Raw genomic sequence first — 11,902 nt, 5'->3', positions numbered from 1 at the left:
GTCCTTGCTCAACTGGTACGGAATGGCTGGCGCACCGGCAACAGGATGCGGAACGTGGACCCTTCGCCGATCGTGCTGTGGACTTCCATGTTGCCGCCGTGGCGCTGCACCACGCCGCAGGCGATGGCCAGGCCCAGCCCGGTGCCTTTGCGCTTGGTGGTATAAAACGGTTCAAAGATCCGCTGCTGCACTTCGAGCGGGATGCCAGCGCCATTGTCCGCCACTTCCAGCCACACCAGGCCGCGCCCGGAGCGTCCGGTACGGACATGGATGACGCCCCGTTCGCGCCCCATCGCTTGCGCCGCATTGACCAGCAAGTGCATCACCGCCAGGTTCAGGTGTGACGGCTGGCATTCGATTTCCGGCACATCGCCATATTCCTTGACGACGTCGGCGCGGGTGCGGATTTCACTGGCGGCCAGGTTCAGGGTGGCGTCGATACCCCGGTGCAAATCGCTCCATTGCCACGGCTCGGCGGTGCTCACGCGGGAAAAGTCCGTCAAATCCTGCACGGTGGCGCGCACCCGTTCGATGCCGATGCGGGAGTGGTCCATCAGCACCGGGACGTCGTCTTGCAGGAAATCAAGCTCCAGGCGCTCATACAGCTGTTCCAGGCGCTGCCGCGCCGGTCCGTCCACCAGGTCGCCGCATTCCTTGGCATAGGCGACCAGCATCGCCTGCATGGCGTTGAAGTATTCCGCCAGGGTGGCGAGGTTGGCATAGACATAATCCACCGGCCCATTGATTTCATGGGCAATGCCGGTGGTCAGCTGGCCCAGTGACGCCAGCTTGTCCTGTTGCACCATCTGGGTTTCCAGCTGCTTGCGATCGACGATTTGCGATTCCAGCGCGGCATTGGTGCGGCGCAGCTCCGTGGTCCGCTGCAGCACTTCATCTTCAAGCCCGCTCATTTGCAGCGCGGCGCGCTGGCTCAGGTTCCACTTGGCGGTCAGGGTGCTGGCCAGCTGGCTCACTTCAATGCTGTCGAACGGTTTTTTCAGCACCAGCAGGCGGTCGCGCGCATCGAGGCGGCGCAGCACTTCGGTCCACGAATAATCCGAATAAGCGGTGCAAATCACCACCTGCAGTTGCGGATCGAGCCGCCACAGCCGCTCGATGGTTTCAATCCCGTCCCAGCCAGGCGGCATGCGCATGTCGACAAAGGCCAGTGCAAACGGCCGCCCTGCCGTCAGCGCTTCGTCCGCCTTGGCCACGCCTTCCTGGCCCTGCAGCGCAAACGTCACTTCATAGCGGGGCGCCTCCGGGCCGGCGGCGACAGGCGGCGGCGCATCGTCGAACAGGGCCATTTCCAGCGCGGCCATTTCGCCGCGCGCCGATGGCGCCGGGCACAGGATCTTGCGGAAGTCGTCATGGATCGACGGCATGTCGTCCACCACCAGCACGCGCAGGTTGGGCGCCAGCTTGATCATGCGCCACCCTCCGTGCGCGGCATGGGCGGCAGCGGCAACTCCAGCGTGAACAGGGCGCCTTTCCCGGGCCCGTCGCTGTGCGCGGTCAGCACACCGCCCATTTCGCGGGCGGCGATCGCGCAACTATGCAAGCCATAGCCATGGCCACCGCGCCGCGTCGTATAGCCGTGGGCAAAGATGCGGGTCAGGTCCGCGGCGGCAATGCCGGCACCGGTATCGCCGACGCAAAAGCGCAGCCGGTCCGGCGCCGGGCAATCCACCGCCACCGTGATCTCGCGGGGCTCGGGCCGCCCGTCCATCGCATACTTGGCATTGCTGATCAGGTTCAGCAAGATCATCAGCGTACGGTGGCGGTCCAGTGGCAGCACCGGCATGTCCGCCACCTCGCGCCGTACGGTCACGCCGTGGCGAACCAGCGCATCGGCGCTCATGCGCAGCGCATCATCAAGCAGCGCGGCCGGCGCCACGGCTTCCGCCAGGCTGGCCACGCCCGCATACGATTGCTGGATCGCGACGATTTGCTTGATATGTTCGACGCTGGACATCAGCGCCGTGACTTCCTGCGCAATGCTGTGCTGCTCGTCGGTCAGCGCATCGGACAGTTTGGACAGGTAGGCGGGCAGCAGCTTGCCCTTGGGATCGTCGGTCAGGAAGGTGGCCAGGTCGCCGTCCGGCCGCTCCATCAGCCGCACCGCACGTGACAGGCCGGACACTTCCGAGGCCCGGACCTTATGGTCGATGACATTGGCCGACACATTGACACTGTTGAGCACATTGCCGACGTTGTGCAGCACATTGGTGGCGATTTCCGACATGCCGGCCTGGTGCGCGGCAACCAGCAATTCAGCCTGCGCCTGCTCCAGTTCACGCGTGCGCTCGCGGATGCGCTGTTCCAGCTCTTCGTGCAGCAACGACAGGTGGCGGTTCGCGGTTTCCAGTTCCAAGGTACGGTCGCGCACGCGCTGTTCCAGTTCCTGGTTCAAGTGCAGCACTTGCTGTTCCGCTTCCTTGCGCTCCACAATTTCACGCCGCAAGTTTTGATGCACGGATTCCCATTGCGCGGGACCGGGAAGCGCCACCGCGGTGGGCAGCAACGCCGCCAGGGCAATGGCGGTGCCAACCGAGGCGATTGCCGTCACGACTTTCACCATGCCAGCCGCTAGGTAGTCGGGCCGCCACAGGGTCCACAGGTTCATCACGTGGGTCGCGCCGCACGCGAGGATAAACACACCGAACAGCACGAACATCCAGCTGAACTGCAAGTCCTGGCGCTGGCGCACCAGTTTCAGTAGATACGCGGGGATGACGAAATACGCCAGCGACACCACCAGGTCCGCGCCGGCATGCAGCCACAGCAGGGCCGGTTGCCACGACAGGCAATAGCCATGCGGGTAAAGGTTAAACGCCACATCCGACCAGTTAACCATCATCGCCTCATGTCAACAAAGCTGCGCGTGTGCGCCTGGTTGCCAGGACAGCGATGGCTTACCCGGCGGTAAGCCATTCTACAATGTTGCCAGCGGCGATCAACGCCGCCCGTTGTTTTTGCAACGAGGCGCGGCCCTCACCCGCCACGGATGGCGATTTCACTGACGGGATGTCGAACCGGCACCAGGTCTGGCGGCGATTCCGGCACGGCGCCGCCCGCGCGGACCCGGATACCGTCCGGATCGACCTGGCAGTTGCCCGTGCTGCGGTAGCTGAAAGCTTTGGCCAGCAGTGCTTCACTCGGGTCCCCCTGCGCATGGGCCAGGTCGTCGCGCACCGCGCAGGTCGGCGCAAAACCATCGCCATAATCGCCAAACCCCTTGTGGTTGACACCCTGGTACTGCACGGTGAAATACGTCGTGCCGCAATTGGGCATCGGGACAAAGGCGTACGGCTTGCCGCAGGTGGCGCCACCGATCAGCGTGACCTCCACATCCACGCCACGCAAGCCGTTGATCACGGCTTCGCTGGCGGAACAGGTGCCAGGGCCGGTCAGTATCGTGACGCGGGGCAAATTCAATGTGGGCAGCGGCTTCAGGTATGGCGCCGGATTGGGCGCGAACAGTCCCAGCGACAGCGGCAGGAAAATCAGCGGCGTTTCGGGCGGCCGCTTGCCATTGTTTTTCAGCCACTGGAACGTTTTTCCGGCCGTTGGCTTATCGCCTGCAATCATGTAGGCCAGTTCACTGGCAATCACCAGCAACCCGCCGCCGTTATAGCGCATATCCAGCACCAGATCGCTGACCTTGGCCTGCTTCAGCGTAGTGAAGGCCTGGATCAACTGCATTTCCGACACCGCGTTATGGCTGTTGAACACCAGGTAACCTACTTTGCCGGGCGGCGCACTGAAAACGCGGACATGTTGCACGGGCGGCACATCGACCTTGACGGGCAGCATGGACACCGTCAACTGCTGGTTGCCACGGGTAAACAGCATAGTGTGCTGCGCGTCCGACTTCGTTGGGAACAGGCCGCCATTGAGCACCGCCAGCGCATTGGCATCGCTGGCCCAGATGAAGTCCAGGCCGTCGACCTGCTCCAGCCGGTCTCCCCGCCGCAAACCAGCCCGCGCTGCGGGCGAACCCGGCGCCACGCCGGCAATGCGCCAGGTTCGCGGAATGTTAGGAGCGGGATTGCGCACAAAAGTCAGGCCATAACCCAGCTCCACCCCGCGCGCCAGTTCTTCATACTCCGCCGAACCATAGGTGTAGTGATAGCGGTCCTTGGGCTTCCCCGCCGCCGTCAGTTGCGGTGTTTTCAGTACATCGAAATAGGCGGGCGCCGTCGCATAAGCAGCCGGATCCGCGGCGGGAATTTCGTTGTACCACAGGTAGGTTTCGTCACTCCACAGGCGCAGGAATGTCTTTTCATCGTCCAGGGTGCCCTGGCGGTCGGGATAGTACGGATGGGTGCGGTCCGGCGCACGGGGCGCGGCGCATGCATTCTGGTATTGCGCGGCCTGTTCCGGTGCGGCGGCGCCCGCGATGGCGCGCAGCACACTGGCGCGCTGTTCTTCCGACGCCTCGGAGTCCCGCGCCGGCGCACTATTTCCCTGGCGGGCGGGTTCGTGGCTGCCGCCGCCACAGGCTGTCAAGGTCGCGGCCAAGGCCAGTAGGGGAACAGTCAGGAGTCGCATCGCACCATTATAGGGCAGGCATCCCGGCAATCTTGTTGTCGTTACATTTCGTTGCCATAAAGAAAAAAGCCGGATTCCTCGCAGAACCCGGCTCCCTGTCGTCTGCGCAGCGAGGCGTCAGGCGGCGTGCGGCGCCTTCTCGGACACCGGCGCGTTGAAGGCCGCCAGCAACGCGGCTTCCTTCTCCTTGGCCGACTTCAGGTGGCGCTCTTTCACGTGGCCATAGCCGCGAATATTTTCCGGCACGGAAGCGATCGCCACGGCTTGCGCCAGGTTATCGGCCGTCAGCCGGCCCAGCAGGCCGGACACGGTTTGCTGGTAGTCGCCAATCAGCGCGCGCTCCATTTTGCGCTCGTCCGTGTAGCCGAAGATATCAAACGCGCCACCGCGCAAGCCCTTGAACTTGGCCAGCACGCCAAACGCTTTCAGCATCCATGGACCGAACTGCTGCTTGATCAAATGGCCTTCCTTGTCTTTCTTGGCCAGCAGCGGCGGCGCCAGGTGGAACTTCAGCTGGTAATCGCCTTCGAACATGCCTTCGATTTTCGCGCGGAAGGCCGGATCGCTGTGCAGGCGCGCCACTTCATACTCGTCCTTGTACGCCATCAGCTTGTAGAAGTATTTCGCGACGGCTTCGGTCAGGCGCAGCGGCTTGCCGTTGGCGATCTTGTCTTCGGCGGCGCGCACCTGGTCCACGAAGGCTTTGTATTTCGCGGCATACGCGCCATCCTGGTAAGCGGTCAGCAATTCCACCCGGCGCGCAATGACGTCGTCCAGCGTCTGGATGCGTTTGAACTCGATCACCTGGGCCGGCGTGGTCAGTTTCGTCACCAGTGCCAGGTCATGCGCCGCCGTCCGGCCCCACGTGAAGGCCGACTTGTTGAAGCCGACCGAGACCGCGTTCAGTTCGATCGCTTTCATGATCGACGCTTCCGTCAGTGGCACATGGCCCTTCTGGAACGCATAGCCCAGCATGAACATGTTGGTGGCGATCGAATCGCCCATCAGCGCGGTGGCGATCTGGCCGGCATCGACGAAGTCGACGCGGTCCTGGCCGCAGGCCTTGATGATTTCACCGGACGACGACGCGCCCGGGAATTGCCAGTCCGGATTCTTGACGAACGCCGCAGTGGTGGCGCCTGTCGAATTGACGGCGGCCCAGGTACGGCCTTCGCCCATGCGCGACAGTGCATCGCGGCTGGCCGTCACGATCTGGTCGCAACCGATCACCAGGTCCGTCATGCCGGTGCCGACACGGGTCGAGTGCAGGTCGGACTGCTTGTCCGCCAGGCGCACGTGCGACATCACGGGGCCGCCTTTTTGCGCCAGGCCACTCATGTCCAGCACCACGGCGCCCTTGCCTTCCACGTGCGCCGCCACGGCCAGGATCTGGCCCACGGTCACCACACCGGTGCCGCCAATGCCCGTCACCAGGATACCGAACGGTTCCGCCGTCGATGGCGTGGCAGGCGTCGGCAGGGCCGGCATCGCGGTATCGCCGGCAGCCGCCTTTTTCGGCTTCTTCAGCGCGCCGCCTTCCACCGTGACGAAGCTCGGGCAGAAACCGGTCGTGCAGGAAAAGTCCTTGTTGCAGGACGACTGGTTGATCTGGCGCTTGCGGCCCAATTCGGTTTCCAGCGGTTCCACCGACAGGCAGTTCGACTGCACCGAGCAATCGCCGCAGCCTTCGCACACGGCTTCATTGATGACGGCGCGCTTGGCCGGGTCCGGGAATTCATTGCGTTTCCGGCGGCGGCGTTTTTCCGAGGCGCAGGTCTGGTCATAAATCATGGCCGACACGCCCGGCGCATCGCGCAATTCGCGCTGCACATCCATCAATTCCGAACGGTGACGCACCGTGACGCCCGGCGCCCAGTTGTAATCGTCCGGATACTTTTCCGGTTCGTCGGTGACGACGATGATCGGGCCCACGCCTTCGGCGGCGATCTGGCGCGAAATCATGCCCGGATCGAGCGGACCATCGAAGGTCTGGCCGCCGGTCATGGCCACCGCGTCATTGAACAGGATCTTGTACGTGATGTTGACCTTGGCCGCCACCGCAGCGCGGATCGCCAGCAAACCGGAGTGGAAATACGTGCCGTCACCGAGGTTGGTAAACACGTGCTTTTCATGGGTGAACGGCGCCTGCCCCACCCACGTGATGCCCTCGCCGCCCATGTGGGTAAAGGTCGAGGTTTCACGGTCCATCCACTGCACCATGTAGTGGCAGCCGATACCTGCCAGGGCGCGCGAACCTTCCGGCACCTTGGTCGAGCTGTTGTGCGGGCAGCCGGAGCAGAAGAACGGCGTGCGGTCTTTTTGCGGGTCCGGCTTGGTGTTGATGTTCTTCAGTACCGCTTCTTTTTGTTCCAGGAACGCGATCCGCTCGGCCACGCGGGTGGCCACCGGATGGCCGGCGCAATAGTGCGAAATACGCGAAGCAATGGCGCGCGCGATTTGCGCCGGCGACAATTCATAGGTGGCCGGCAGCAGCCAGTCGCCGTGGCCGGTTTTCGGGTTCAGCGACCATTCGCCGGTGTCGTCGAATTTGCCGACCACGCGCGGACGCTGGGAATCCGGCAGGTTGTACAGTTCTTCCTTCAGCTGGTATTCAAGGATCTGGCGTTTCTCTTCCACCACCAGGATCTCGTCCAGGCCGCTGGCGAAATCTTGCACGCCGGACGCTTCCAATGGCCACGTCATGCCGATCTTGTACAGGCGCAGGCCGATATCGGCGGCAGCCTGTTCATCGATGCCCAGGTCGGCCAGCGCCTGGCGCGTGTCCAGGTACGATTTGCCGGCCGTGATGATGCCGATTTTCGGTTTCGGGCTGTCCCAGATAATCTTGTTCAGCTTGTTGGCGCGCACATAGGCCAGCGCGGCATACCATTTATAGGTATTCATGCGCGCTTCCTGGTCCAGCACGGCGTCCGGCCAGCGGATATTCAAGCCGCCCGCAGGCAGTTCGAAGTCGGTCGGGGTCTGGATTTGCACGCGGTCCGGATCGAAGTCCACCACGGCGCCCGACTCGATAATGTCGGTCACGCACTTCATCGACACCCACAGGCCGGTGTAGCGGCTCATGGCAAAGGCGTGCAAGCCATAATCCAGATATTCCTGCACGGACGACGGGTATAGCACCGGGATGCCGCAGGCGTTCAGGATGTGGTCCGACTGGTGCGCGATCGACGACGACTTGGCCGCATGGTCGTCACCGGCCAGCACCAGGACGCCGCCGTATTGCGACGTGCCCGCGTTATTCGCGTGCTTGAACACGTCGCCGCAGCGGTCCACGCCCGGGCCCTTGCCGTACCACATGCCGAACACGCCGTCATACTTCGCGCCCGGGAACAAATTGGTCTGCTGCGTGCCCCAGACGGCGGTGGCCGCCAGGTCTTCGTTCATGCCAGGGTGGAATTTGATGTGGTGGGCGTCCAGGTATTTCTTCGCCTTCATCGCCGTCATGTCGACGCTGGTGACCGGCGAACCACGGTAACCGGTGATGTAGCCGGCCGTGTTCAAGCCGGCTTTAACGTCGCGCTCGCGCTGCATCATCGGCAGGCGGATCAGCGCTTGCGTACCCGTCATGAACGCGCGGCCGCGTTCCAACGTCCATTTATCGTCCAGCGAAATTTCGTTCGCCGGCGAACCCGGTTCCAGGTCGGAACCTTTGACTGGTGCATTCATTCAATGTCTCCAATTGTTACTCGGGGCGCACCTTGTGGGAGCGCCGCAAAATAGATACTAGATGCATTGGGTGCCGGGCCTTCAGGCCGGGCACCCACATATCAGACATGCGACCCGGTGGATTCAGGGTAGCACAGCCAGGCGCGCCATTCTGGTGTGACGCTGCCGTTTAAAAGTTACGTTTTGGCGGTGTCGTCTTTCAGCACGCCACGCTTGATCTGGTCCAGTTCAATCGATTCAAACAGGGCCCGGAAGTTGCCTTCGCCAAAGCCCTGGTCGCCCTTGCGCTGGATGATTTCAAAGAAAATCGGCCCGATCACGTTTTGCGTGAAGATTTGCAGCAGCAGCTCGCGTTCCTGTTCATTGCTGTGGCCATCGATCAGGATACGCAGGCGCTTCAATTCTTCCAGGTTTTCACCGTGGTTCGGCAGGCGGCGGTCGACCAGTTCGTAATACGTCGCGATGGTGTCCTGGAACACGATGCCGGTGCCGCGCATGGCCTGCACCGACTGGTAAATATTGTCCGCGCCCAGCGCGATGTGCTGGATGCCTTCGCCGTGGTAGGCGTCCAGGTATTCGGCAATCTGCGACTTGTCGTCCGACGATTCATTGATCGGGATGCGGATTTTGCCGCACGGCGACGTCATCGCCTTCGACTTCAGGCCGGTCAGCTTGCCTTCGATGTCGAAGTAGCGGATTTCACGGAAATTGAACAGGTTTTCATAGAACGAGGCCCATTCCTTCATGCGGCCACGGTGCACGTTGTGCGTCAGGTGGTCGATGTACGTCAGGCCGTTGCCAACCGGATTGGCGTCGGCGCCGGGAATCGCCACGAAGTCGACGTCATAAATGGAGATATCGCCAATCCCGCCAGCGGGATTCTTGCCGCGCCAGCGGTCGACGAAGTACAGCAGCGAGTCGCCCACGCCCTTGATGGCCGGGATATTCAACTCCATCGGGCCGGTTTTGTTGTCAAAACCCCACGCGCCCATTTCCAGCGCGCGCTGGTAGGCAGCCGCCGCGTCGTTGACGCGGATGGCGATCGCGCACACGGAAGGACCGTGCTGGCGCGCAAAGCGCTGCGCAAACGAATCCTGTTCGGCATTGATGATGAAATTGATGCCGCCCTGGCGGTACAGGGTCACGTCCTTGTGGCGGTGGCGGGCAATGGCGGTAAACCCCATGCTTTCGAACAGCGCGCCCAGGGCCTTCGGGTCCGGCGCCGCATATTCGACGAACTCAAACCCATCGGTCCCCATCGGGTTGTCCCACGGCTCAAATTTCATGGCTGTCTCCAGTGCGTAAGTTTACGTATACGTAAAGTATTTTTCGCACAGTATAGACCTCTAAGGGCAGCATTTAATTGCGAATAATTCCTGACGCCACAAAATTTGCGCAATAATATTGCCGAATGCCTGAACAAAACAGGAATTTGTAGCCCAGATTGCGCGCGACACAATCGCGCGTCCAGTTCATCCGAGGAATCTATGACCAAAATTGCGCTCGACAAAACCGACCGTAAGATTTTGTCCATTTTGCAAAATGATGGCCGCCTGTCCAACCAGGACGTGGCCGAACAAGTCAACCTGTCGCCCTCCCCGTGCCTGCGCCGCATCAAGCGGCTGGAAGAGGAAGGCGTGATCCGCCAATACGTGGCGCTGCTGGACCCGGACAAGATCGGCCTGGGCCTGCTGGCCTATGTGAATGTCAGGCTGGAAAAACACAGCGATGCGGCGGCCCACAGCAATGCCCGCGCGCTCGGCGTGAACCCGGCCGGCGCGTCGCCGCGCGCGGATTTCGCGGTGGCGGTGGAACAGTGGCCGGAAGTGGTGGCCTGCTATGCGATGACGGGGGAAATGGATTACCTGTTGCGCGTGCACGTGGAAGACATGGACCACTTTTCGCGCTTCATGATGGCGACCCTGCTGCGCCATCCCGCCGTGCTCGATGTGAAGTCGTCGTTCGCGCTGCAGCGGATCAAGGACACCACGGCGCTGCCGCTGCTGTAAGGCGCGCTGTTGTCAGCCGCGCTGTTGTCATCCCCGCCGGGGAAAGCCGCGCTGAGATAAGCCGCGTCGATCTAAGCCGCGCACTATAAGTCGCGCCACTATAAGTCGCGCTGATACAAGCCGCGCCGGCATCAGCCGGGCTGATATCCGCCGCGCAACAGGACGGGATGCTAATCGCGCGCCGGCTGCCGCAGATGCCCCGCTTCGAGGCGGCGGTATTCCGGCGTGGCGCGCACCGTGGCAATCGCGTTCCAGATCGCCTCGAAGCGCGCCGGGTCCTTGTCGAACGCCTTGCGGCCGATCATCAGGTGGAAATCAAAAATGGCGAACGGCTGGCGCGCCAGCCCGATCTTGCCGTGGAATCGCGGATCGTTGCGCAGCGCGTCTTCCGCCCCCCGCCCCATCAGCACCGCCACGTCGGCGGCGCCCACGGCCAGCAGCCGCAAGCCTTCTTCGGCCGACTTGGGCGTGTCGATGACTTTCTGGCCCAGCGCCTGCAGCATGTCCACCGTGTAATAGCCGCGCTGCGCCACCGCGATGCCGCGCGGATTGACCAGGTGCTTGCCGTCCCAGCTGGCGCCACTGCCGGTGCGCAGGAACAGCATCACCTGGTCATGGTACATCGCGCGTTCCGGGTCTTGCGCGCCGTCCGGCTTTTGCGGCGGCACACTGTAGGCGCGGCGGCGCGGGTTGTCGGCCGGACCGATCATGCCGTCCATGATGCCGCTGCGGGTCTCTTCTTCACAGCGCTTCCAGGGGCGGGCGATGTAATTGAACTGTTCGCCCGTCAGGCGCTCCACCCGCTTCAACAGTTCGATGTTCAGGCCGGCGCCGTCCGGCATGGTCCACGGCGATTGCGGCACATCTTCAAAGCACAGGTTGAGCGGCGCCGCGGACAAGTCCGCCGCCAGGCTGGCGGCAAACCAGGCGAGCCAGGCGAACCGCCATGGAGAACGTGGCTTAATCATCGGACTTCACACCCGGCAGTTTGTCCAGCAACTTGGCGGCCGCGCGCGTATTGGCTTTCAGCGCATAGTCCAATGTGGCCAGTTGCTCGTCCAGCGCTTCCTGCAGCACCGTGGCCGGGCTGGGCGCGGGCAGTTTCAGATACGCATCCGCTTCGCCATAGTCGCGGTGGATTTCCATGCCCGCTTTTTTCGCAATATGCATCATGGTCTTGTTGGACGACAGGCAATGCATATACAGGGTGTCGATGTCGTTGTTGCGGCAGTGCATCGCGGCCCGCTCGAACAGTTTCGAACCGATCCCCAGGCCGCGCGCCGCCCTCAGTACCGAGACGCCGAATTCCGCCACCCGCTCTTTGTCCGACGCAGCATTCCTGGACTCGCGCGGCGCAAAGGCCAGGTGCCCGACCGCCACCAGCTTGAACACGCGGTTGTAGACGCCAAACACCATATCGCGGGAAAAATCGATGCCGAACACGTAATTGGCCACCTGGTCGTCCGAGGTGTGGGCGCCAAAGCGCAGCAGCCGGTCCGGCTTTTCCAGCGCCATGAAATGTTTGACCATGCGGCGCCGGTCACGCTCAGCCAGTTCCTTGACCGGCACCGTCGGACGGTCCCTGCCATCGCCGGACATCCAGCGGCGGAACGGATTGCGGAACAGGTTGAGCTTCATGGGCGGCTCCCGGC

The 11,902-nt window shown here is 62.7% G+C and carries 8 protein-coding genes; 1 reads left to right on the top strand and 7 read right to left on the bottom strand.

Going from position 1 to position 11,902, the window contains the following annotated elements:
• Positions 1 to 8 precede the first annotated feature (8 nt).
• The 5 genes from AC1RRC_RS29860 to hppD form a co-directional block, all read right to left on the bottom strand.
• Entirely contained in the window at positions 9 to 1,430 is a 1,422-nt protein-coding gene (locus AC1RRC_RS29860) for a hybrid sensor histidine kinase/response regulator (protein WP_493059357.1), read from the bottom strand.
• Positions 1,427 to 2,860: a sensor histidine kinase gene (locus AC1RRC_RS29855; protein WP_493059355.1), complete on the bottom strand. Its 1,434-nt coding sequence runs from the start codon at positions 2,858 to 2,860 to the stop codon at positions 1,427 to 1,429. Before AC1RRC_RS29855 ends, AC1RRC_RS29860 begins: the two co-directional genes overlap by 4 nt.
• A 134-nt stretch (positions 2,861 to 2,994) precedes the next feature.
• Positions 2,995 to 4,554, bottom strand: a complete 1,560-nt coding sequence (locus tag AC1RRC_RS29850) for a S41 family peptidase (RefSeq protein ID WP_493059353.1) — start codon at positions 4,552 to 4,554, stop codon at positions 2,995 to 2,997.
• Between the two features lie 117 nt (positions 4,555 to 4,671).
• Positions 4,672 to 8,241, bottom strand: a complete 3,570-nt coding sequence (locus AC1RRC_RS29845) for an indolepyruvate ferredoxin oxidoreductase family protein (protein ID WP_493059351.1) — start codon at positions 8,239 to 8,241, stop codon at positions 4,672 to 4,674.
• A 176-nt stretch (positions 8,242 to 8,417) separates the two neighbouring features.
• Entirely contained in the window at positions 8,418 to 9,527 is a 1,110-nt protein-coding gene (gene hppD / locus AC1RRC_RS29840) for a 4-hydroxyphenylpyruvate dioxygenase (RefSeq protein ID WP_493059349.1), read from the bottom strand.
• 201 nt (positions 9,528 to 9,728) lie between these two features.
• On the opposite strand from hppD, the gene AC1RRC_RS29835 reads away from it, so the two are divergent.
• Positions 9,729 to 10,250, top strand: a complete 522-nt coding sequence (locus AC1RRC_RS29835) for an Lrp/AsnC family transcriptional regulator (protein ID WP_154380627.1) — start codon at positions 9,729 to 9,731, stop codon at positions 10,248 to 10,250.
• A 170-nt stretch (positions 10,251 to 10,420) separates the two neighbouring features.
• Here the strand turns inward: AC1RRC_RS29835 and AC1RRC_RS29830 are convergent, their stop codons facing one another.
• Entirely contained in the window at positions 10,421 to 11,218 is a 798-nt protein-coding gene (locus tag AC1RRC_RS29830; protein ID WP_493059347.1) for a substrate-binding periplasmic protein, read from the bottom strand.
• The gene (locus AC1RRC_RS29825) at positions 11,211 to 11,888 is read right to left on the bottom strand and encodes a GNAT family N-acetyltransferase (RefSeq protein WP_493059346.1); all 678 of its coding nucleotides are present in this window, start codon (positions 11,886 to 11,888) and stop codon (positions 11,211 to 11,213) included. Before AC1RRC_RS29825 ends, AC1RRC_RS29830 begins: the two co-directional genes overlap by 8 nt.
• Between the last annotated feature and the right edge of the window lie 14 nt (positions 11,889 to 11,902).

Source organism: Pseudoduganella sp. GW821-FHT12E03 (genome assembly GCF_058807115.1).
The sequence above is the reverse complement of the archived record's forward strand: the minus strand, read 5'-3'. Positions and strand labels throughout refer to the sequence as shown.

Coding starts and splice junctions, on each gene's coding strand:
- AC1RRC_RS29825 (WP_493059346.1), bottom strand. CDS start 11,888: ATGAAGCTCAACCTGTTCCGCAATCCGTTCCGCCGCTGGATGTCCGGC.
- hppD (WP_493059349.1), bottom strand. CDS start 9,527: ATGAAATTTGAGCCGTGGGACAACCCGATGGGGACCGATGGGTTTGAG.
- AC1RRC_RS29845 (WP_493059351.1), bottom strand. CDS start 8,241: ATGAATGCACCAGTCAAAGGTTCCGACCTGGAACCGGGTTCGCCGGCG.
- AC1RRC_RS29855 (WP_493059355.1), bottom strand. CDS start 2,860: ATGATGGTTAACTGGTCGGATGTGGCGTTTAACCTTTACCCGCATGGC.
- AC1RRC_RS29835 (WP_154380627.1), top strand. CDS start 9,729: ATGACCAAAATTGCGCTCGACAAAACCGACCGTAAGATTTTGTCCATT.
- AC1RRC_RS29850 (WP_493059353.1), bottom strand. CDS start 4,554: ATGCGACTCCTGACTGTTCCCCTACTGGCCTTGGCCGCGACCTTGACA.
- AC1RRC_RS29830 (WP_493059347.1), bottom strand. CDS start 11,218: ATGATTAAGCCACGTTCTCCATGGCGGTTCGCCTGGCTCGCCTGGTTT.
- AC1RRC_RS29860 (WP_493059357.1), bottom strand. CDS start 1,430: ATGATCAAGCTGGCGCCCAACCTGCGCGTGCTGGTGGTGGACGACATG.